The sequence below is a fragment of the Zhaonella formicivorans genome (genome assembly GCF_004353525.1).
Taxonomy (GTDB): domain Bacteria; phylum Bacillota; class DUOV01; order DUOV01; family Zhaonellaceae; genus Zhaonella; species Zhaonella formicivorans.
In genome coordinates this window covers 2,071,934-2,094,078 of record NZ_CP085524.1, presented here as the reverse complement: position 1 = coordinate 2,094,078, position 22,145 = coordinate 2,071,934, and the positions used below count along the sequence as shown (strand labels likewise).

18 protein-coding genes, 1 other RNA gene and 1 pseudogene are annotated in these 22,145 nt (G+C 42.6%); 19 read left to right on the top strand and 1 reads right to left on the bottom strand.

All coding sequences use genetic code 11. From position 1 onward, the window contains the following. The first annotated feature begins 6 nt into the window (after window positions 1-6). The 17 genes from EYS13_RS10295 (at window position 7) to EYS13_RS16545 (ending at window position 17,880) form a co-directional block, all read left to right on the top strand. Entirely contained in the window at window positions 7-582 is a 576-nt protein-coding gene (locus EYS13_RS10295) for a molybdenum cofactor guanylyltransferase (RefSeq protein ID WP_227762269.1), read from the top strand. Window positions 583-916: 334 nt separating this feature from the next. Then, complete coding sequence (locus tag EYS13_RS10290; RefSeq protein ID WP_227762267.1) at window positions 917-2,098, top strand: acetyl-CoA C-acetyltransferase; 1,182 nt, start codon at window positions 917-919, stop codon at window positions 2,096-2,098. A gap of 114 nt (window positions 2,099-2,212) precedes the next feature. Further along, window positions 2,213-3,010 (top strand): flavodoxin family protein, encoded by a 798-nt coding sequence (locus EYS13_RS10285; protein ID WP_227762265.1) that lies wholly within the window; start codon window positions 2,213-2,215, stop codon window positions 3,008-3,010. A gap of 139 nt (window positions 3,011-3,149) precedes the next feature. Next, window positions 3,150-4,019, top strand: coding sequence for a 3-hydroxyacyl-CoA dehydrogenase family protein (locus EYS13_RS10280; protein WP_227762264.1), 870 nt, complete (start codon window positions 3,150-3,152; stop codon window positions 4,017-4,019). A gap of 24 nt (window positions 4,020-4,043) precedes the next feature. Continuing rightward, complete coding sequence (gene fabG / locus EYS13_RS10275) at window positions 4,044-4,784, top strand: 3-oxoacyl-ACP reductase FabG (RefSeq protein WP_227762262.1); 741 nt, start codon at window positions 4,044-4,046, stop codon at window positions 4,782-4,784. Window positions 4,785-4,825: 41 nt separating this feature from the next. Beyond that, the gene (locus EYS13_RS10270; protein WP_227762261.1) at window positions 4,826-5,599 is read left to right on the top strand and encodes an enoyl-CoA hydratase-related protein; all 774 of its coding nucleotides are present in this window, start codon (window positions 4,826-4,828) and stop codon (window positions 5,597-5,599) included. A 56-nt stretch (window positions 5,600-5,655) separates the two neighbouring features. Further along, window positions 5,656-6,834: an acetyl-CoA C-acetyltransferase gene (locus EYS13_RS10265; protein ID WP_227762260.1), complete on the top strand. Its 1,179-nt coding sequence runs from the start codon at window positions 5,656-5,658 to the stop codon at window positions 6,832-6,834. 30 nt (window positions 6,835-6,864) lie between these two features. Then, window positions 6,865-7,482 (top strand): flavodoxin family protein, encoded by a 618-nt coding sequence (locus EYS13_RS10260; RefSeq protein WP_227762259.1) that lies wholly within the window; start codon window positions 6,865-6,867, stop codon window positions 7,480-7,482. 22 nt (window positions 7,483-7,504) lie between these two features. Then, complete coding sequence (locus EYS13_RS10255; protein WP_227762258.1) at window positions 7,505-8,320, top strand: amidohydrolase family protein; 816 nt, start codon at window positions 7,505-7,507, stop codon at window positions 8,318-8,320. A 119-nt stretch (window positions 8,321-8,439) separates the two neighbouring features. Beyond that, window positions 8,440-10,458, top strand: coding sequence for a sodium-translocating pyrophosphatase (locus tag EYS13_RS10250; protein ID WP_227762257.1), 2,019 nt, complete (start codon window positions 8,440-8,442; stop codon window positions 10,456-10,458). Window positions 10,459-10,681: 223 nt separating this feature from the next. Further along, window positions 10,682-11,083 (top strand): PaaI family thioesterase, encoded by a 402-nt coding sequence (locus tag EYS13_RS10245; RefSeq protein ID WP_227762256.1) that lies wholly within the window; start codon window positions 10,682-10,684, stop codon window positions 11,081-11,083. Window positions 11,084-11,235: 152 nt separating this feature from the next. Further along, window positions 11,236-13,359 (top strand): ribonuclease R, encoded by a 2,124-nt coding sequence (rnr, locus tag EYS13_RS10240; protein ID WP_227762254.1) that lies wholly within the window; start codon window positions 11,236-11,238, stop codon window positions 13,357-13,359. Window positions 13,360-13,635: 276 nt separating this feature from the next. Then, window positions 13,636-15,024 (top strand): MATE family efflux transporter, encoded by a 1,389-nt coding sequence (locus tag EYS13_RS10235; protein WP_227762252.1) that lies wholly within the window; start codon window positions 13,636-13,638, stop codon window positions 15,022-15,024. Window positions 15,025-15,210: 186 nt separating this feature from the next. Continuing rightward, complete coding sequence (gene smpB, locus EYS13_RS10230) at window positions 15,211-15,681, top strand: SsrA-binding protein SmpB (RefSeq protein ID WP_227762250.1); 471 nt, start codon at window positions 15,211-15,213, stop codon at window positions 15,679-15,681. A 201-nt stretch (window positions 15,682-15,882) separates the two neighbouring features. Continuing rightward, window positions 15,883-16,209, top strand: a transfer-messenger RNA (tmRNA) gene (gene ssrA, locus EYS13_RS10225). Window positions 16,210-16,586: 377 nt separating this feature from the next. Continuing rightward, window positions 16,587-17,684 carry an LAGLIDADG family homing endonuclease gene (locus EYS13_RS10220; protein WP_227762246.1) on the top strand — a complete coding sequence of 366 codons (1,098 nt, stop codon included), beginning with the start codon at window positions 16,587-16,589 and terminating at the stop codon, window positions 17,682-17,684. A 40-nt stretch (window positions 17,685-17,724) separates the two neighbouring features. Then, complete coding sequence (locus EYS13_RS16545) at window positions 17,725-17,880, top strand: helix-turn-helix domain-containing protein (RefSeq protein WP_227767881.1); 156 nt, start codon at window positions 17,725-17,727, stop codon at window positions 17,878-17,880. 367 nt (window positions 17,881-18,247) lie between these two features. On the opposite strand, the pseudogene EYS13_RS10210 reads toward EYS13_RS16545, so the two are convergent. Beyond that, window positions 18,248-19,093, bottom strand: a pseudogene (locus tag EYS13_RS10210) (IS256 family transposase); the annotation flags it as partial. 402 nt (window positions 19,094-19,495) lie between these two features. On the opposite strand from EYS13_RS10210, the gene EYS13_RS10205 reads away from it, so the two are divergent. Together EYS13_RS10205 and EYS13_RS10200 are read left to right on the top strand one after the other, a co-directional pair. Beyond that, entirely contained in the window at window positions 19,496-21,217 is a 1,722-nt protein-coding gene (locus tag EYS13_RS10205; protein ID WP_227762244.1) for a sensor histidine kinase, read from the top strand. A 9-nt stretch (window positions 21,218-21,226) separates the two neighbouring features. Then, on the top strand, window positions 21,227-22,021 hold the full coding sequence (locus EYS13_RS10200; protein ID WP_227762243.1) for a response regulator transcription factor: 795 nt from the start codon (window positions 21,227-21,229) through the stop codon (window positions 22,019-22,021). Window positions 22,022-22,145: the final 124 nt, after the last annotated feature.

Genomic DNA, 22,145 nt, shown 5'->3' with positions numbered 1-22,145 from the left:
TAAAAGGTGTATGGGATCGTTCTAGCTGGTGGCAAGAGTTCTCGTATGAAATCAAATAAGTCTTTCCTTAGATTAAATGGACGAACATTTATTGAAACTATTATCAATGTCCTTAAACCCATTTTTAAAGATAATATTATTGTTATTACCAATGAACCTGAATTATACAGCTTTTTGAATGTAAAGCTTGAAAGTGATTTATTTAAAGATAAAGGGCCTCTTGCTGGGATTTATACAGGTCTCATGGTTTCTCCTTCCCACCATAATTTTTTCATAGCTTGTGATATGCCTTTTGTTAGTGATAAAGCGATTCGGTTTATTATAGAACAAAAAGCAAATTGGGATGCAGTTGTTCCTGTTATTGGAGGATACATTGAGCCTCTATATGGAATTTATTCAAAGAATTGTATTGAACCTATTAAAGATTGCTTGGTTAAAAATTGGCTTAAAGCTACTAGTTTCTATGACCAAGTAGCAGTTAAAACTATTCCTGAAACAATATTTAAAAAAATGGATCCAGAGCTAAAAATGTTTATAAATATTAATACGCCAAAAGAATTTGGAATTGCACAGAACCTATAGATATCATCATTGAGTAAAGAGCGTGACTTCGATCACGCTCTTTACTTTACGCCAGGGTATGAAGATTATATATAGCTGTTTACTTTAAATACACTTTAACTTTTTCCAGCTCTGTATGATTCTTTAGTGATGATCCATTAAAAATGTATACATTGTAAACATTATTAGATCTCTCAAAGCCCTGCAAATCGGGAAAATAAAAGAATCGTTGGCTTGGCATATTTTTTGCTTATGGAATATAGCGAATGAGATATAACAGAAAAATTATAAAAAAAATGCGTTGGCGGTGGTAGCCCGGTAAAGTAAGTGCAACTATGAGATAGGAGGAATGATTGTGAATGAAGTGTTTATAGTAAGCGCCAAAAGAACGCCCATAGGGAAATACGGAGGAACCCTCAAGGAGCTAACGGCAGTCGAGCTGGCTGAAATTGCTTTTAAAAGCGCCATTAGTGAAGCTGGAATAGAGAAACAAGAAATTGATGAAGTACTTTTAGGTAATGTTTTTCAGGCCGGGAACAGAGCAAATCCTGCCCGCCAGGCAGCGATAAGGGCGGGAGTTCCTTATGAAGTTCCTGCAAGTACCATTAATAAACAATGTGCCTCTGGAATGAAGGCAATAACTTTCGGAGCCCAGTGTATCATGTTAGGAGATGCCGACTGTATTCTTGCCGGAGGGACAGAAAGCATGTCTAACATTCCTTATTTATTATTGAATTCCCGGTGGGGTTACCGCATGGGTAACTCGGAGATTAAGGATGGGATGTTATGGGATGGTTTGCACTGCGCGATTAACAATATTCATATGGGTGTTACAGCGGAAAATATCGCTGAAAAATATGGAATAACAAGGTTGGAACAGGATGAATTTGCTTTTCTAAGCCATAAAAGGGCTATACAGGCTATTGATGAAGGGCGGTTTAACAGGGAATATGTTCCCATACAAATTCCCCAGAAAAAGGGTGACACCTTGATTTTTGATAAAGATGAGCATCCAATAAGAGATGTTAGCTTAGAAAAGATTAGTGCTTTAAAACCTGTCTTTAAAAAGGACGGTACAGTGACTGCTGGTAATTCCTCGGGCATTAATGATTCCGCGGCAGCAGTGATATTGGCATCGGAAAAATTTGTTAAGCAGCATGAACTAAAACCTTTAGGCCGTATAGTGTCTTTCGCCTCTCATGGGGTAGATCCTCTTTATATGGGGTTAGGGCCGATTGGAGCCACGAAAAAAGCGCTGGAAAAAGCAAATATGTCTATAGGACAAATAGATTTGATCGAATCAAATGAAGCTTTTGCAGCTCAAGCTTTAGCTGTTTCGAGAGAGTTAGATTTTGATATAGATAAGACTAATGTAAACGGTGGAGCGATTGCCTTAGGTCACCCTGTTGGTGCAACAGGAGCCCGAATTTTGGTTACTTTGATACATGAATTACAACGCCAGGAATTAAAGTATGGTCTTGCCACTCTGTGTATTGGCGGAGGCCAAGGAATGGCCACTATTATAGAGGCTTTTTAGTTGGTGTTGGATTGTTTTAGATTTAACAATCAATTTTTGTATTGCCCCAATAGAGAGTCAAGAACTTTCTATTGAGCGATAAAATAATTAATACTTACAAAGGAGGAAAAATCAATGAGTGTTCCAAAGGTAAAGATTTTTGCTATTTGTGGTAGTCCGGTTAAAGGAGGTAATACTGAGACTTTTTTAAAAAACTCACTGGCTGTATGCGATCAGCTGGAAAATGTAGAATATGAATGGGTAACAACTGCAGGAAAAAATATTAAAAGCTGTAACCAGTGCAACTGGTGTATGACTCATAGAGAAGAAGGAAAATATTGTGCCATTAACGATGATATGCAACCATGGTTCCAAAAAATCCTTGATGCTGATGCCTTGTTAATTGCCACTCCAGTATATATTTCGCGGTTATCAGGTTATACAGCATGTGTGATTGATAGAACCAGAGCATTTATGTTTGGAACATATCGGGGAATGATGAAAAATAAGGTAGGTGGCGCTTTGTCAGTGGCTTGGCTACGTTCCGGTGGAATTGAAAGTGCATTATTAAGCATTTATGAAGGATATCTATGTGATGAAATGATACCGGTAAGCGTTCACCATTCCGGAGCCTTTTTCGGGGCACATGCTTTCTCCAGTATTGGTGGTACAAGTAAATTTGATCCTAATGATAAATTACAGGTTTTGCAAGATGAATGGGGCTTAAAAGGCGGACAAGATATTGTAAAACGTATGGTTGAAGTGGCTCGAATTGTAAAAGCTGGTAAACTGGCGCTGGTTAAAGATGGGATTGATCCTCATATATTATCCATTTCCAAAGTGGCAAGGGAAATCCAGGCTGCTAAAGGAGAAGCTTTAGCTGAGGTACCATACCACTCGGATAAATTGGAATCGGTCAAATCTCCTAATTAAGATAAACCCATTAATTAAAATCAGAGACAAGGAAACTCAAGCTATGAGTTTCCTTGTTTATAACAGCAGGTGCCCCAGTATTATGACCAAAAAATGTTGACTCTTTCATAGAAAAAATTATAAAGAGGTGAGAGAAGAAATGGGGGAAAAGATTTTCATTGTCGGGGCTGGACTAATGGGGAGTGGTATTGCTCAAGTAGCGGCACAAGGAAAAATGAGTGTAATATTACAAGATATTTCGCTACAGGCATTGGAAAAAGCGCAAAAAAGTATTCAATTCTCACTTGAACGTTTTGTAAAGAAAGAAAAAATTACTGTTTCTGAGAAAGTTGAGATTTTGGCACGGATTGACTTCACAACAGAATTAGCAAGAGCGGAAGAAGTAGATTTAGTCATTGAGGCTGTTTATGAAGACCTTGATCTTAAGTTGCGTATTTTTAGGCAGCTGGAGAGTATATGCCCAACTAATACAATTTTGGCGACCAATACCTCAGCGCTTCCCATCAGTAAAATTGCCAGTGTGACGAATCGACCTGATAAAGTAGTTGGGATGCATTTCTTCAGCCCGGTGCCTATGATGAAATTACTGGAAATAGTTCGGGGGCAATTGACCTCCGATGAAACAGTGCGTGCTGTTCAAGATATTGGTACCCGGATGGGGAAAGAGACCATTGTGGTGCAAAAAGATTTCGGAGGATTTATTGTCAATAGAATAGGCTTAGCATATATGAAAGCAGCAATAGATGTACTCACAGAAGGGATAGGAACTGCTGAGGATATTGATAAGGGAATGCGTTTGGGTTATGGCATGCCTATGGGACCATTGGAGTTAGCAGACCTTACCGGTACCGACGTTCTGCTGCACTCTTTGGAGAATGTTTATCACGATTTGAACAATGAGGCGTATTTTCCTCCGTCCTTACTAAAACGAATGGTTGAGGCGGGACGGTTAGGAAGAAAAGTTAACCATGGTTTTTACCGTTATGATGAAAACGGGAAAAAAATTTGATTCTTTATTTGGAGGAGGAGGAACATGCGTTTAGCAAATAAAGTTGCAGTTATTACCGGTTCAAGCAGGGGGATAGGCCGGGCGATTGCAGTAGCAATGGCCAAAGAAGGTGCAAAGGTCGTTGTTAACGGGGGAAATCAGAAGGCGATTGATGAGACGGTGGAAATGATACGGGCGCTGGGTGCTGAAGTAATTAGTGTTAGAGCGAACATTGCCGATTATGATCAGGTACAGATGCTAGCTGAAGAGGCCATTAAAGCTTTTGGTCGCATCGATATCCTGATAAATAATGCCGGTATTACCCGAGATGCTATGCTGCATAAGATGACTCCCGAGCAGTGGAAGGAAGTTATTGATATCAATTTAACAGGTGTGTTTAATTGTACCAGTATAATAGGAGCTATCATGCGTAATCAAGGGTCAGGTAACATCATAAATATATCTTCAGTCGTGGGATTGTACGGAAACGTGGGTCAAACCAACTATTCTGCAACTAAAGGAGCCATGATTTCTATGATGAAAACATGGGCTAAGGAACTTGGGCGTAAAGGCATCAGGGCAAATGCCATCGCACCTGGCTTTATTAGTACAGAAATGGTGGAAACCATACCGGAGAATATCTTGGATGGAATTAAAAAATCTGTACCTATAGGAAGGTTAGGGACTGCTGAAGAAATTGCGAATGTGGCAGTATTTTTAGCTTCTGATGAATCTAGTTATATCAACGGCGAAACAATTCGGGTAGATGGCGGGCTTTATACCTAAAAAAAGTACCTGCCCATACCACATGCGGGGAGAGGATTGGTATGGAGTTTTCCAAGCTCATTGTAGAACAAGAAGAGGGGTTTATAATAGTTTTCATTAATAACCCACCTGCTAATGCATTGAGTACTGCTGTTTTATTAGAATTGGAACAGTTATTGGACAAATGCGTTAATGATGATAATGTAAGGGCCATTGTTATTACCGGTTCAGGTAAAAAAGTATTCTCAGCCGGTGCGGACATCAATGAATTTGAAGATATAAGATCCGGAAAAATTCCTACGACGATTGGGCAGAATCTCTTTAATAAAATTGAAAACTATCCGAAACCCATTATTGCAGCTATACAGGGCAGTGCTTTTGGAGGTGGAAATGAGCTCATTATGAGCTGTCATCTCCGCATTTTGTCTTCCAATGCCTCCTTGTCTTTTCCTGAAGTAAAATTGGGAATTACAACAGGATGGGGAGGTACCCAGAGGTTGCCAAGGTTGATTGGAAAAACAAGAGCGTTAGAAATGTTATTAACTGGTGATCCCATTAGCCCTGAAAATGCATTAAATTACGGCCTTGTGAACAAAGTGGTAGAGGCTGAAAAGGTATTGGAGGAAGCGAAAACGCTAGCAGCCAAGCTAGCCAAAGGGGCTCCTATCGCCATTAGAGAATTTTTAAGAGGGGTGACCCAGGGGCTTAATACTAGTTTTGAACAGGGGCTGTCTATTGAAAGAGAAGGTTCTGCCATTGTATTCGCTAGCGAAGATGCTAAGGAAGGCGTAGCGGCTTTCTTTGAAAAAAGATCTCCGAACTTTACGGGCAAATAATGTTCCTATACATGCTTAAAGAGCGATGGCAAGATCACTTTAAGGGAGGTAACAAAATGAGAGAAGTTGTTATTGCTGGGATGTGCCGAACTGCTATTGGTAATTTTAACGGAAGTTTAAAGAATATTCCTGCCGTTACTTTGGGAGCCATAGTGATTAAAGAAGCGCTAAAAAGGGCCGGAATTCAACCTGAGCAGGTGGACGAAGTCATTATGGGTAACGTGTTGCAGGCGGGACTGGGACAGAATCCGGCTAGACAGGCTGCAATGGAAGCAGCTATTCCCAAAGAAATACCGGCCTATACCATTAACAAAGTCTGCGGTTCGGGGCTAAAAGCCGTGCAATTGGCGGCACAGACGATTAAGTCAGGAGACTCGGATATTATTGTGGCAGGGGGCATGGAAAACATGAGTGCCGCTCCCTATTTGTTGCCAGAGGCCAGGTGGGGGCAGCGCATGGGTGATAGAGCTCTTGTGGATGCCATGATTAAAGACGGGCTGTGGGATGCATTTAATAATTACCACATGGGAATTACAGCAGAGAATATTGCAGAACAATTTAATATTTCCCGAGAAGAGCAGGACTATTTTGCCGTTTCTAGCCAACAAAAAGCAGAAGCCGCTATCAAGGAAGGAAGATTTGCAAAAGAAATTGTACCTATAGAGGTCCCCCAGAAAAAAGGAGACCCCAAAATATTCGATACTGATGAATTCCCAAGGTTTGGTACAACTATAGAAAGTTTAAGTAAATTGAAACCTGCTTTTAAAAAAGACGGTACTGTAACTGCTGGAAATTCTTCCGGTATCAATGACGGGGCTGCTGCTGTGGTAGTGATGGCGAAAGAAAAGGCGGATCGCCTTGGTATAAAACCGCTAGCTAGTATCCTTAGCTATGCATCCGCGGGCGTGGATCCTTCGATTATGGGAACAGGGCCCATTGAAGCTGTAAAAAAGGCATTGAAAAAAGCTAATCTAACTGTTGATGATTTAGATTTAATTGAAGCTAATGAGGCATTTGCTGCCCAGGCGATTTCCGTTAATAGAGCACTTAAGTGGGATACAGCTAAGGTCAACGTAAATGGAGGGGCTCTTGCTCTGGGACATCCCATCGGCTGCACCGGTACGCGTATTTTGGTAACACTGCTATCTGAAATGGAAAGAAGAGACCTGAAGATTGGGCTAGCTACACTATGCATTGGTGGAGGTATGGGTACGGCACTAGTTGTAAAACGGTAACTTTTAAGTAACATCAGGGGGGAAACCTTTGTGAAAGTAATAGCAGTCAGCGGAAGTCATAGGAAGGGTAAGAATACGTCAATAATGTTAAAGACCGTATTGGATGAAGTGGCAAAGGATAATGTAGAAACTGAATTGATCGAACTTGTTGATTATGATATTAAACTTTGTACTTCCTGTAACAAATGTATGAAGAATACAAGTTGTAGCATTACCGGAGACGATATGGATCTACTTGCCACTAAGTTACAAGAGGCAGATGCTATTATATTAGGCTCACCGGTTTACTGGGCCAACGTGAGCACTTTAATGAAAAATTTTATGGATCGTACACGTTTTATGCATTTGAACAAAAACATGTTGCAAGGTAAGGTAGGAGCGGCTTTGACTCATGCCGCATTACGCAATGGTGGTCAGGAATTATGTCTAAGCATTATGGAAAATTATTTAAAAAGCCAAGGACTTATTGTTGCAGATTGTCGAGACCCAGAGCGAGGTATTATTGCTAATGGAGCGATGGGCACTTTGCAACAAGATTATAATGTCGAAGGATTCGCCTGGAAAAAGGGAGTTGAAGAGGACTTAGTAGCTTTAGAAGCTTGTCGCCAACTGGGAAAAAATATTCTAAAGTTAATTAGAAGTAAATAAGCACGTATTGGAGGCCACAAAGGTGCTAATTGATTTTCATGTTCATGTAGGAACTTCTTTACAATTGAAAGATTGGCTCCTACAGTGGTTTCAACAATTTCATCAGGAAGATATTTTTGAATTAATGGATAAGGTCTCAACTCCCGAAGGCTTACTCGAACTAAAAAAAAGTGCGGGGCTGGATTATCTGGTTATTCTGGCAGAAATAGATTTTGCTGGGACAGTGACGAATGAATTTGTTGCCGGGTTAGCACAAAAAGTAGATGGAGCTTTGGCCTTTGCCAATATCAACCCTACGATGGAACCTAACCCAGTTGAGACCTTAGAATATTTAGTAAAGGATTTAGGCTGTAGAGGATTGAAATTGCTTCCAACTTACCATCATTTTTATCTTAATGATCCTAAGCTGTACCCAATTTATGCTAAAGCACAAGAGCTTGACATACCGGTACTAATACATACAGGTTCCTCAGCATTCTCGGCGTCAAGAATCAAATATGGTCAGCCAATTTTCCTCGATGATGTCGCCTCGGATTTTCCACAGTTAAACATTATTATGGCTCATAGTGGCAGAGGATGTTGGTATCAGGAAGCATTTTTTCTAGCTAAGCACCATTCCAACATTTATATGGAGGTATCCGGGTTACCTCCAAAAAACTTGCTAAAATATTTTCCGGATCTAGAGAGGATTTATCAAAAGGTTATTTTCGGTTCTGATTGGCCGTCGATAAAGATGATTAAAGAAAATATAAATCAAATCAAAAAATTACCAATTTCGGATGCCGCCAAAGAGGCAATATTGGGAAATAATGCAGCTCGCGTCTTAAGGTTAAAATAGGTACTCAAAAAGGAGTAACTGTTAATGGGTATTGTGTCAAGAATAGCTTTTCTACTGCTTTCGCTGCTCTTATCTATAATCAAATAAGCTAAGAGTTTTTTAGGAGGGAACAATTAAAAATGGAGCTAAACTATTTAGTTCCTGCAGCCGGTTTGCTGGCGCTGCTCTTTGCCTGGTATTTGGCCGGCAAAATCAATAACACCGATGCAGGAACTGACCGTATGAAAGAAATTGCCGCCGCCATTCATGAAGGCGCTATGGCCTTTTTGACGCGGGAATACAAGGTTTTAGTATTTTTTGTAGTGGGAATGGCTGCCCTGATTGCCATTTTAGGCTTTGCTACGCATGGTGCGGAAAGCCTGCAGCCCCAGACTGCAATAGCTTATGTGATTGGAACTGTTTCTTCCATCCTGGCAGGCTTTTTCGGCATGCAGGTGGCAACCAAAGCTAACGTCCGTACTGCCAGTGCCGCCCGTCACAGCGCCAACAGAGCTTTAGGTGTAGCTTTTTCCGGCGGCGCAGTTATGGGCATGTCGGTGGTAGGATTGGGGCTATTGGGATTGGGGATTGTCAACCTGCTTTTTGATAATCCCAACGTGGTCAATGGCTTTGCCCTGGGGGCCAGCTCAATTGCCCTGTTTGCCCGGGTAGGCGGTGGAATCTACACCAAAGCTGCCGACGTGGGCGCAGACCTGGTAGGTAAAGTTGAAGCGGGTATACCCGAGGACGATCCGCGGAACCCGGCGGTTATAGCTGACAATGTTGGCGATAACGTGGGTGACGTAGCCGGTATGGGCGCAGACCTGTTTGAATCCTACGTTGGCTCTATCATTTCCGGTGTGGCTTTGGCTGCAGCCCTTGGTATAAACAACGGTACCTACGTCCCGTTAATGGTTGCCGCTGCCGGTATTGTAGCCTCAATTATAGGAACATTCTTTGTACGTACCGACGAAGGCGCCAACGCGCAAAAAGCTTTAAACACAGGTACTCTAGTTGCTTCCGTCCTGTCCATAATCTTTACATACTTTATTACAACCGGTTTACTTGATACTTTTACAGTTGGTAATAATACTTATACCGGTATGGGAGTATTCATCGCTACCGTTGCCGGTCTAGTAGCCGGTTACCTGATCGGTAGGATTACCGAATACTACACCTCAGGTGACTATAACCCGGTTAAACAAATTGCCGCTCAGTCGGAAACCGGTACGGCAACCAATATTATTTCCGGCATCAGCGTAGGTATGTTAAGCACTGCTTTGCCCATTATCGTCGTAGTAGTGGCTATTATTCTAGCCTATAAGTTTGCCGGGTTATATGGCATAGCTTTAGCTGCGGTGGGTATGCTATCCACAACCGGCATGATCGTTGCTGTAGATGCTTATGGTCCTATTGCAGACAATGCCGGTGGCATTGCTGAAATGTCAGGTTTGGATCCTAAGGTTCGCAAAATTACCGATGCCCTTGACTCTGTCGGCAATACCACTGCTGCCATCGGTAAAGGTTTTGCTATTGGTTCTGCCGCTTTAACAGCTTTGGCATTGTTCTCCGCTTATACAGCTGCTGCCAAAGTATCTGCTATTGACTTGTTAAACCCGGCAGTGGTAGGCGGAGCATTTATCGGCGGGATGCTGCCCTTCCTGTTTGGAGCTTTAACCATGCAGGCTGTAGGTCGTGCCGCCAGCCACATGATTGAGGAAGTACGCCGACAGTTTAAGGAAATTCCCGGCTTGATGGAAGGCAAAGCAAAGCCTGACTATGCCAACTGCGTATCTATCAGTACAGCGGCTGCCTTAAAAGAAATGATCGTACCTGGCTTAATCGCCGTCGCCGCTCCTTTGATTGTCGGTTTGACACCGGGTCTGGGCAAGGAGGCATTAGGCGGGATGCTGGCCGGAGCCACCATAACCGGCTTCCTCATGGCTGTTATGATGGCCAATGCAGGAGGCGCTTGGGACAATGCCAAGAAGTACATTGAAAGCGGCGTTCATGGAGGCAAGGGTTCACCAGCCCATGCAGCGGCCGTAACCGGTGATACCGTAGGCGATCCCTTTAAGGATACTTCAGGGCCTGCCATGAACATTCTAATCAAGTTGATGACCATCGTGGCTTTGGTATTTGCCCCGCTGTTTATGTAAAAAAAAATAGAGTGTTGGTGCAGGCCAACGCTCTATTTTTTTAGCCTCAGCTGTAAGCCTTCAGCCGTTGCTTTTAGCTGAGATAACATATTCCTTTCAGTGGCATGGTAATTGCTGTTAATCTTGACTAAGTACATGTACTATGGCTAAATATTAAATAAAGCTGACAGCTTATAGCTGATGGCTGAAAGCTGGTTCGCTTTCGACCGGAAGGGGGAGGAGTATGGAGTTTCGAGGTAATGGCATGTGTTTTGGCTGTGGTGAAAGTAATCCCATTGGCTTGAAACTGCGGTTTGTTAGTGAAGGTGACCTGTTCTATTCCAAATATACACCCAAGCCCGAGTTTCAAAGCTATGCCGGAGTGGTGCACGGCGGTATTGTCAGTACCTTATTGGATGAGGTCATGGCCAACCACCTCCTCAGCCGGGGACTTATTGTAGTGACGGCAGAATTGTCCGTCCGTTTTATTAAGCCTGTCCCGGTAAATGCGGAGTTAAAAGTGGTGAGCAAAGTTAAGGAGTCAAAAGGTCGTCTTTCCCAGATGGAAGGGTGGATTGAGGACGGCTCCGGCCAGGTGCTGGCCCGGGGCACAGCAAAAATGATGCATGTTGGTCGCCAGCAATAATAGTCTTAGTTGCCACTAATACTTATTTTTAGAGACAATTTTGGACAATATATAAGCGGCAGCGAATGCTGCCTTTTTTAGCAATTAACTAACAACCAACAACTAACAACTTATTCATATTACATACATATATACTTGATTGGAGTGAAATAATGGAACGAGAAGAACTGCTGGCCTATATGCGGGAAAAAACATATAAGCCGTTGACCGCCGAAGAGTTGGTGGAAACATTAAATATTGCAGACGTAAAATCATTCTTAAAACTGCTGCGGGAGTTGGAAGCAGAAGGAGCCATTGTATTAACCAGGAAAAACAAATACGGCCTGCCCGAGAAAATGGGGCTTTTGTCCGGCAGAGTCCAGGGCCATCCCAAGGGTTTCGGTTTTCTGATTCCCGATGCGCCCCATATGAGCGATGTCTTCATCAGTCCCGAAGATTTGAACGGGGCCATGCATAATGACCGGGTACTGCTCAGGCTGAATAAGACTTTAACTGCGGAAGCCAAACCCGAAGGAGAAGTAATCAGGATTCTGAGCAGGGCCAATGAAAGGATAGTCGGTATTTTTGAACGTTCTAAAAGATACGGCTTCGTCATACCCGATGAAAAACGCATCAGCCTTGATGTGTTTATTAGTGCGGAAGATGCCAATGGGGCAAAAAACGGAGATAAAGTAGTCGTGGAAATTACCCGCTGGCCGGAAAAACGCCGCAACCCCGAGGGGCGTATAGTAGAGATTTTGGGCAAAACAGGGGCCCCTGGAGTCGATGTGTTATCAATCGTGCGCAAATACCAGCTGCCGGAGGATTTTCCCAGGGAAGTGCTGGCGGAGGCGGAACAGATCCCGGAGGTTGTTACCGCCGACAGCCTGGAAGGCCGCCGGGATTTAAGGGATGTAAGGATGGTGACCATTGACGGCGCCGACGCCAAAGACTTGGATGATGCTGTATCGCTCAGAATCCTGGAAAACGGCAACTACCAGCTGGGTGTACATATCGCCGACGTGGGTTACTATGTCAGGGAAGGGACTGCTCTGGATAAAGAAGCATATAAACGGGGCACCAGCGTCTATCTGGTAGACAGGGTTATTCCCATGCTTCCCCCTAAACTTTCAAACGGCATATGCAGCTTAAATGCCGGGGTGGATCGGCTGGCCATGAGTGCATTGATGGAAATAAACCTACGGGGTGAAGTGGTCAAGTACGATATTTTTCCTTCTGTAATTCATATTGATGAGAGAATGACTTATGAAAACGTCCGCAAAATTTTAATGGACAAGGATCCGGAGCTGATGGAGCGCTACGCTGAACTGGTGGAAGATTTCCAGCTGATGGAGAAGCTGGCCAGGCTTTTGCGGAATAAACGCCTGGCTCGGGGTGCCATCGATTTTGACTTCCCCGAAAGTAAAGTTATCCTGGATGAACATGGCAAGCCGGTAGAAATAGTGAAAAGACCGCGTACCATTTCCGAGATTATTATTGAAGAGTTTATGCTTTGCGCTAATGAGACGGTTGCCCAGCATATGTACTTGCTTGAAGCGCCTTTTGTCTACCGGGTACATGAAGAGCCTGATCCCGAAGATATTGTAGAGTTGAATAACTTTCTACACAGTTTTGGTTACCATATCAAGATGACCGATGCTGAGATTCATCCCCGGGCTTTTCAAAATATCGTCAGCAAAGTGCAGGGCAGGCCGGAGGAAAGAGTGATCAACACAGTGCTGCTGCGTTCCATGAAGCACGCCAGGTATGCGCCGGAATGCCTGGGCCATTTTGGCTTGGCAGCTCAGTATTACTGTCATTTTACCTCGCCCATCAGGCGTTATCCTGATCTGGTCATCCATCGGGTGATTAGGGAATACCTGGAAAAAGGCAAGCTTAAGCCTCAACGCAAAGCAAAACTGGAAAAACTGATGCCTGCTTACGCTGAACAATCCTCTGTGAGGGAAAAGGCAGCCGAAGAAGCGGAAAGGGAATCGGTTGACCTGAAAAAAGTAGAGTATATGGAGCGACATCTGGGTGATACTTTCGAGGGAACCATCAGCAGCATAACCTCTTTCGGAATGTTCGTGGAGTTGGATAACACCGTGGAAGGGCTGGTTCATATCTCCACACTAACTGACGACTATTATCAGTTTACGGAAAAACAGCTGGCCCTTTTGGGGCAGCACACCAGGAAAATGTATAAAATCGGTGACCGGGTAGTTGTTCAGGTGAGTCAAGTTAATACAGCAGACAGGCAAATTGATTTTGAACTGATAGGGTTGGCCGGATCGTAATTACAACCGGATTTTGCTGTATTCGCTGCTTTTAAGCGGTTTTTTTCTTTTAGAGTAAGTTTTGTTGAGATTGCTGGCATGTCTGCAAGTTGCTCAAAGTATTATTCAGGTGTATGATTTTATTGTTGATCTTAGTTAAGTATATGTGAAAAATGTGGCATGGGGCAAGCAAGGAAGCAGGAGGCAGTAAGCAAAACTTCTCAGTTTTTGCATCTGATTTCCTGCTTCAAGTTTTCAAAACAAAAATTTGTTGCATGTGAGTAAGGGATGAATTGTATGTTGATGAACAGCACATTAAATAAAAAAGTATGGTTTTTAGCCTGGCCGGCTATTCTCCAGCTGTCTTTTCAAACTACGGTAGGGATGATCACCATGGTCTTTGTGGGGAACATCAGCCCCGAAGGCCTGGCGGCAGTTGGATTGGCCCAAAGGGTGCTGCTACTCATGATTGGAGTGCTTTCGGCTTTAACGGTTGGGACAACTGCCCTGGTTGCCCAGTATACCGGTGCCGGCAATCCGGTCCGGGCCAGGCAAATTGCAACTCAGTCCATTACTGTAGGTGTGGCTGCTGCGGCAGTACTGGCTGTGATTACAGGTCTTTGGTCGGAAAAAATTATAGCCTTGATGATGGTTAACAAACCTGATACAGAAGTCATCAGGCTGGGAGGGGAGTATCTCCGCCTGGTCGGCTTTGCGCTGGTAGTGGAAATGCCGCTTTTAGTTATAAACGGAGCTTTGCAAGGTGCCGGGGATACAAAAACACCTATGTATTTTGTAATCGGGATGAACTTCATCACTTTACTGGCCGGTTACCTGCTTATTTTTGGACCCGGTTTTCTGCCGGCGCTGGGAATAAAGGGAGCCGGCCTGGCCGAAGCACTGTCCCGTTCAATTGCTGGCATTGTAGCGTTGCTGACGGTTTTTGGCGGGAAACTGCGCTTGAAACTGAAAATGACTGATCTGGGCAAATGGCAGCCGGAGCTGATGCGGGAGATTTTACGCATTGGTTTACCATCGTCAGGGGAAAACCTGGTCCGACAGCTGAGTATGGTTATTTATACCATGTTAGTAGCCAGTCTTGGGACAGCGGCTATAGCGGCCAATCAAATTGCTATGTCAGTCTTTTCCTTATCCTTTATGCCAGGCTTTGGTTTTAGCCTGGCGGCGACCACTCTGGTTGGTCAGTCTTTAGGGGCCGGAGATGAGCGTAAAGCTGAAGAATTTGGCTGGGGTTCCAATTTCCTCGGTTCGCTTCTTATGGGAATCCTAGGCGTAGGCTTTTATTTTCTGGCCCATCCTTTGGCCGCCCTCTATTCTAACAGCCTTCAGGTCCAGGAATTGGCTGCAAAGTGTATCAAGGTGATTGCCTTTGCCCAAGTGCCCTTTGCCGCGGTGATGATTTTAAGCGGCGGTTTAAGAGGAGCAGGCGATGCCAAATACGTCATGTACACCACGATTATCAGCCAATGCGGCATCAGGCTCTTGCTTTCCTTCATGGCTCTCTGGCTAGGTTACGGCTTGGTTGGCATCTGGGTGGCTATGCTTGTTGATTCTGTGACCCGGGGATGGCTCACAGCCAGGCGCTTTAAGTCAGGAAGGTGGAAGGAGTTTGTGAAAATCAACAACGTCCAGAACATGGACACTCTGACAACTGCCCAGGGTTAGGCAGCGCGCTTGCATTTGCCGTGCAAATAAATTATGGTTATCCGGGAGATCGTATAGGGGCGATACTAGCTCTTGACTTTTGCTTTGACTCTGGTATAATAAAAAAGCTATACGAGTATTGACACATCACCCTGCGCTTTGGAAGAGTCCAAATCAAAGGGTTTGTTTTTTAATGGAGGCGTCTCGATGGCGGAAAAAAAGATCAAGGTGGTAACTGAAAACCGCAAAGCCCGGCATGATTATTTCATAGAGGAAACTTATGAAGCCGGAATAGCTTTAACCGGGACGGAAGTAAAGTCCCTCCGGGCAGGAAGAGCCAACTTGCAGGACAGTTTTGCGCGGGTAGAAAACAACGAAGTTTTTCTCTATAACATGCACATCAGCCCTTATGAGCAGGGTAATCGCTTCAATCACGATCCCAAGAGGAGCAGAAAGCTTTTGCTGCACAAAAGCGAAATCAGAAGGCTGATCGGTAAAACCAGAGAAAAAGGTTTGACCCTGGTGCCGCTCAAAGTGTACTTTAACCCGCGGGGCAAAGCAAAGCTGGAACTGGCTCTTGCCAGAGGTAAAAAGCTGTACGATAAAAGGGAAGACATGGCCGCCCGGGATGCCAACAGGGAAATTGCCAGAGCGATTAGAGATAAAAATCGTGAGTGACAATTTTTATCTTGTTGTTAGTTGCTGGTTGTCAGTTGTTAGTGGAAAAACTGTATAAAAGAGGAATATTGCTTTCTTTATAGATAATTATTATTATTTATGCTATAATATAGCTACAAAATAAACTATTTTTTAACCAACAACCATCAACCAAAAACCAACAACTGACCCATAAGTAATGCTTATAAGCTATGGGGGCGTACTGGTTTCGACGGGGGATGTATTGGCAGGAGTAGCCAGGCGGGGTTCCATCAGCCCGTAATACGGTGGACCTTAAATTAAACGCAAACGAAAATTACGCTTTAGCTGCTTAATTGCAGTTAACCTCCTACCTACTGCTCCCGCGGTGTAGGATAGGGGGACGACTAGCGGGATACCCTGAATCGACCGCCTGCTGGATTTAGGGGAAACTTAAGCGGGCTAGCCTAAGCGAGATCCTGTTCCTGGGAGCTCCGGCGGCGAATCCTAGAACAGGAACTATCCTGGTAGAAGCTCTTGTGGGTGCTCCTTCGGACAGGAGTTCGATCAAGAATATAGGTCGCCCTGCACGGTGACGTGCAGGTGAAAACCTGGCTTTATCGGTGAAGGCTCAGCGCGTAATGGCGGTGCTAATACCGAGTGGTATGTGGGGTAACCCAACAGCCGCGTATCGACTCATAGGCTGCCACGCTAGTGGCAGTACTAGGATGCGTTAAATACGCATAACACGCCAGGGGGCTTGCACTGCAAGTCCAAGATATAGTCAGCGCCGGTACGAAAGTGCCGGATCACGTGTCTCCTCGCCTCCACCAAATTTATTTATAACACCCAATTATTGGGTGTTTTTATGTTTTGTTGCAGGGGAAATACTCAAAAGCGTAGAAATAGAACATATGATCGTTTTGGACGGGTTGAGGTGATTCTAGTTGCAAGTATTAACGACTTGTCAAAATTGTGGTAAAGAATTCTTAGTTATAAAAAAGGAACTTAATCGAGGAAATGGGCGTTTTTGTTCCCGAAAATGTAGTGCTGCCTTTGGCAACATGATCCGCAATAAAGTTTGGAAGAAAAATTTATTAAGTTCTCAAGGAAAAACTTTAGAAATCAGCGATGATTTTGGGCATTATATTTCAGGTCTTGTTGATGGAGAAGGTTCTTTTATTATTTCATTTGCTTCTAAGGAAAACCAAAGCTATAGAACTCAAGTAAGATTTACTTTTAAACTTGAATTAACCAAGGCTGATGACGAAATTTTAAAGTTGATTCAAAATGCGCTACTATGTGGCAGGATCCATTACGTAAAGCGAAAGGAAGACAATGCTCAGGATGCCTGCCGTTTTATAGTGCAGAGTTTAGCGGAGTTGAATGAAGTTGTTATTCCATTCTTTGATAAGTTTAAATTAAAGTCATCTAAGTTGCTGGATTATGAGATATTCAAGGAATGTCTAGCTTTATATTTGAATAGTGATTCTGCTGATATCGCTAGAATGATTTACCAAAAAAGAACGAGTATGAATAATGGCGGCAATAAATCAAGGAAGAAACTGGATATTGGCGAGGGAATGAGTCAAGTAAATGTGGTAGTTCAGGGCAAGCCACATATTTATAGTGGCCATTATGTTTCAGGGCTTGTAGATGGTGAAGGTTGCTTTTCGGTAATAATTTCACGTGATTCTAACTATAAGGCAGGAATTAGGGTTAAACTTCATTTCACTGTTACATTAGCTGCAATTAACTTGAAACTGTTAACTACTCTAAAAAATTATTTTGGCTGTGGGAATATATATTACAACAAAGCTGAAAAGGCCTATGTCTATTCAGTGCAAAGCTTTAAAGATAATATTAATAGGATCATTCCGTTCTTTGATCGTTATCCTTTGAGGGCTAAAAAACGGAAAGATTTTGCCATCTATAAGGAAATTGCTAACCTTATTAGAGTTAAAAGGCATTTGACTGAGGAAGGAATTGCTAAGATATTTGCTTTACGTGCTCAGATGGAGGAGCGTGGTATCAATGCCTATTAACAGTAATTTGTCTACGCTTATGGGAAGTTGACGCTACTCAATTAAAGACGTACATGAGAAAACGGGGCTTTCGAGAAATACAATCTCCAATTTATATAATGACAATGCGACAAGGATTGATTTTGAGACGATATATAAGTTGTGTGTTTTATTTGATTGCGAAGTAGGAGGCCTTCTGCGTAAAGAAAAAGAATAATTCAACGGACGCGGAACGTAGGTGTAGATTCTTAAATTAGTTTTATCTTTCAAGGCTCAAAATTCTAAAGTTAAATAATCTGCAAGAAAATTTAATTCTAGAATAAAACAAAGGAGTGTAAAAAATTTTGTGTAAATGGATTTTCCTGGTTAAATTTTGGAAAGACTATTACTGGCTCTTGCTCGTCAGAAGGATAGGGCAATGCCGGGGAGCAACCCGAGCGTCTGACGAGACTCTGCCAGGGATAGCGGGAAACCAATGGTTATTCTCGCTTCTCTTTTGATATCCCCGGGAGAACCAAAGCGATAAACCCCGGGGGTTCGGGGACAGCGCCCCCGCGTTAATCTTATCATTCCTATTATTTTACTCAAATAGCCATTTTTTCAGTTAACCGGTCACCATAATACAAGATAAATTGGGCCATAACATTGTTCCAGTCTTTTATTGGCATGGTCCATTTCTTACTGATATCCATAGTGGACAGATAAACAATTTTTCTTAAGGCATCATCGGTGGGATAAGCTGTTTTTGTCTTGGTTACTTTTCTAAGCTGCCTGTGATACCCCTCAATGAGATTGGTTGTATAAATGATTCGGCGAATCTCTACCGGATATCTGAAATAGGTGGTCAGTTCATCCCAGTGAGTTTCCCAGGATCGAATTACCAAGGGATATTTTTTGCCCCATTTTTCTCTAAACTCTTCAAAGTTATACTCTGCTTCTTCCAGGGTCAGGGCCTGGTATACTTTCTTCAGGTCAGCCATTAGCAGCTTCTGATCCTTATATGACACGTATTTTAAGGAGTTGCGAATCTGGTGGATTACACACAACTGAATGTTTGTTTGAGGGAAAACGGTGTTTATGGCTTCAGAAAAGCCTGTTAAACCGTCTTTGGCGACAATTAAAATGTCCTCTACCCCTCTGGCTTTCAGGTCGTTGCAGACGCCAAGCCAGAAACTGGCGCTTTCCGTTTCGCCAACCCAGATTCCAAGGACATCTTTGTGGCCGCTTAAGCTAATGCCCAGGACACTGTAGGCTGCTTTATTGACAATGCGGTTATCCTTGCGAACCTTGAAATGAATGGCGTCAAGGTAGACTATAGCATAGATTCTTTCTAAAGGCCGGGCTTGCCAATCTGCAACAAGCGGCATAATTTTGTCGGTAACCCGGCTGATTAAGCCTGCTGAAACATCAACGCCATAAATATCTCTTAAAAGATAGGTAGTCGTTTTAAAACTATTGTATGGTATTATTTACCATTAGGTAGAAAATTATAGCTTCACTATTAGTGAGAAAGAATCAAGTTGATATTCTCTAATTTTAGGGGGTCAGCCCATATATATTATTAATTCGGTTCGCCTCCACCATACTTAAGCTGGAAACACCTGAATATGGGTGTTTTTTTTGTGTCTCAAAAAAGCAGTATTGTGAAAGTTTCAAAATAAAGGATTTTGTTATATGCAGGGATTTTCGCGTAATAACACGAAAATAAGTCTAATTAACCTTTAACCTTATCTTAAAGGCAAAAAGCTAAAATACTTTTTTAGTTCCTCATGAAACTTTATAGTACCTTATAGTATTTCGCTTTAAAATTTCATGTTAAAGGAAATTTGCCAATGAAAAAAAGAAGTTTAATCCTCCAGTTATTTATTATCCTCTTTATTATCCTACAATGCCTGATTATTTTTTTGGGCTTTTCCACCTATAAATATGCGGAAACAGTTATCCAAAAAGAGGTTATTCAGCTCAACTCCAATATGCTCCAGCAGGTTGCAATCAGGATTGACCAGGAGTTAAAAGATGTTGAGGTCCTGGCCAGCCGCATTGCCTATGATACCAGTATTCTTGAAGCACTGCAAAAAAGCGCAGACGGGGAGAGCGTTAGTAAAGAGCAGGTCCAGAAAATTGAAGGTATTATGGCCGGTTACATCTGGTCCTATCGCAGTACGGCCATGCTCATTGATGCTCATTTGATTGACAGTCGCGGCAATACTTACTCCACTTCCTATTCCATGTCATCGAACCAGGAGGCAGACTTGGCCATATATAGCAAAGTATTGGAAAACCGTACCGACAGCGTAATTTTTCCCGTTAAGTCTTCCAAGCACGCTTCAGGAGGAACCAATTATTTCTTTCAGGTAGTCAGAAACGTAAAAGCATATATTTCAAAACAAAATTATGGACTGTTACTTTTAAATGTCAATGAAAAGCTACTCTGTGACAATTACATCCGTTTGACCAATGAAGAAAAGGATTTCTATATCGTAGACAAGAACGGCGTGATCATTTCTCATAAGGATAAAGACCAAATCAACAAAACACTGGACAGCTTTATTGAAGCCAACGGCAAAAACAAAATGAACAACCATTATTTAAAAGGCGGGAAGCTCTATATTTTTCATCAGATTAACGGCTACGGTTGGTATATTGTAGAGTCCATTTCTTTGCAAAGCGCAATGCTGCCTCTCCAAAAAATTGAACTCTTTTTAATAGCATTCGGACTTTTATGCATTTTGCTTACCGGTTTGGCGCTGGGTGTTGCAGCAAAAAAAATCGCCGAACCCCTAGCTCTCCTGACCGACAAAATGACTGAATTCAACAACGGTGACCTTTCAATTCAAATTCCCGACAGCGACTATAGGGAGTTTTCCGAAATCTCGATTTCCTTTAATGAGCTGATCCAGCGCGTGAATTACCTGCTGGAAGAAAATATAAACAATGAACGCCAAAAAAGACTGCTGGAGCTTGACTTTCTGCAAGCCCAAATCAACCCGCATTTTATTTATAACACGTTAAGCTCCATACGCTTTTATGTAGAAATGGGTAAAAACAAAGAAGCAGAGGAGATGCTTTATCATTTTTCCAAGCTGTTAAGAAGGGTGCTGTCCCGTGCAGATGAATTTGTACCTTTAAGAGAAGAAATTAAGCACCTGGAGGACTATATAGCACTGCAGAAGATGAGATATACAGGCGCCTTTACAGTGGAATTTTTATTGGATGAAAACACCTTAAATGCCCAGATCCCTTCATTTATACTGCAGCCGATTATCGAAAATGCTATTTTTCACGGTCTGCAGGCCAATAGACTGATTGTGATTAAGGTAGAAGCTGAATTAGCAGACAATGATTTATATATTACTATTTCCGACAACGGAATCGGAATAAGCCGGGAAAAAATTGCTGAAATCTTTAATAAAGAGGTCCAAATGAATAAAGTAGGAATTTTAAATGTACATGAAAGGATTAGAATTCTATGCGGAAGCTCCTACGGGCTGACAATTAAACGCAATGAGCCGCAAGGAAGCAAAATAATCCTTAAATTACGGTATTATGCGTAGGGAGGAATTATGTTAAGAATAGTTATTGCAGACGATGAGCTCCCAATCCGGGAGTGGCTGAACTATTGTCTGAAAGATAAAAAGGATTGCCTGGAGATTGTAGGGACTGCCTCTGACGGTTGGCAGGCATACGAGCTTGCTGTAAAAGAGAAGCCTGATGTAGTAATTATGGATATCAGGATGCCCAAAATGGATGGAATTACCGCCATGAAAAATATAAAAAAAGTACTGCCACAGACGGAATTTGTTATTTTGACAAATTACGCTGAATTTTCCTATGCCAAACAGGCAATTTCCTGCGGTGCCAAGGAATATATCTTGAAGTCCGAATTAAGAAGCTCAGAATTGATTCAGATTCTGGAAAAGATAGAGGAAGGCCGCTACGCGCAGCATGACAGGCAAAAGGTCAATGACCGGCTGGAACGTGCCGCAAAAAAAACGCTGCCGGAATATGCCGGCGATCATCCTGAAAACAATAAATTTATAGAAAAGGCATTGAATTATATCCATGAGCATTTTAATGAAGCCATTTCGCTGGCTGATGTTGCCGGCCAGGTCTATCGTTCGCCGGAGTATTTCAGCCGGTTGTTTAAGGAAGTAACCGGAGAAAATTTCAGCGTTTACCTGATTAATTACCGCTTGATCCAAGCGAAGTCACTTTTAATCAATACTGATTTAAAAATAACGGAAATAGCTTATCGGGTAGGTTATCAGAACCCCAGCTATTTTTCCAGGTTATACAAAAAATATCTTGGAATTACTCCCGAAGAGGAGCGTAGAAAGAGCGCCACCAAAGCAAAATAGTGCAAAATGTCAAATAAGTTACATTTATATTAAGATAGTAATAATAAACTGACATGACTGTTACTATCTTATCTCCCCGGTTTTGCTACAATAGAATTAACAGATTTTACTTATAAATTATTTA

What these genes read in the sequence shown, in the direction of transcription:
- EYS13_RS10265 (WP_227762260.1), top strand. Translation starts at nt 5,656, where the DNA reads ATGAGAGAAGTTGTTATTGCTGGGATGTGCCGAACTGCTATTGGTAAT.
- EYS13_RS10235 (WP_227762252.1), top strand. Translation starts at nt 13,636, where the DNA reads ATGTTGATGAACAGCACATTAAATAAAAAAGTATGGTTTTTAGCCTGG.
- EYS13_RS10200 (WP_227762243.1), top strand. Translation starts at nt 21,227, where the DNA reads ATGTTAAGAATAGTTATTGCAGACGATGAGCTCCCAATCCGGGAGTGG.
- fabG (WP_227762262.1), top strand. Translation starts at nt 4,044, where the DNA reads ATGCGTTTAGCAAATAAAGTTGCAGTTATTACCGGTTCAAGCAGGGGG.
- EYS13_RS10285 (WP_227762265.1), top strand. Translation starts at nt 2,213, where the DNA reads ATGAGTGTTCCAAAGGTAAAGATTTTTGCTATTTGTGGTAGTCCGGTT.
- EYS13_RS10250 (WP_227762257.1), top strand. Translation starts at nt 8,440, where the DNA reads ATGGAGCTAAACTATTTAGTTCCTGCAGCCGGTTTGCTGGCGCTGCTC.
- rnr (WP_227762254.1), top strand. Translation starts at nt 11,236, where the DNA reads ATGGAACGAGAAGAACTGCTGGCCTATATGCGGGAAAAAACATATAAG.
- EYS13_RS10245 (WP_227762256.1), top strand. Translation starts at nt 10,682, where the DNA reads ATGGAGTTTCGAGGTAATGGCATGTGTTTTGGCTGTGGTGAAAGTAAT.
- EYS13_RS10280 (WP_227762264.1), top strand. Translation starts at nt 3,150, where the DNA reads ATGGGGGAAAAGATTTTCATTGTCGGGGCTGGACTAATGGGGAGTGGT.
- EYS13_RS10205 (WP_227762244.1), top strand. Translation starts at nt 19,496, where the DNA reads ATGAAAAAAAGAAGTTTAATCCTCCAGTTATTTATTATCCTCTTTATT.
- smpB (WP_227762250.1), top strand. Translation starts at nt 15,211, where the DNA reads ATGGCGGAAAAAAAGATCAAGGTGGTAACTGAAAACCGCAAAGCCCGG.
- EYS13_RS10270 (WP_227762261.1), top strand. Translation starts at nt 4,826, where the DNA reads ATGGAGTTTTCCAAGCTCATTGTAGAACAAGAAGAGGGGTTTATAATA.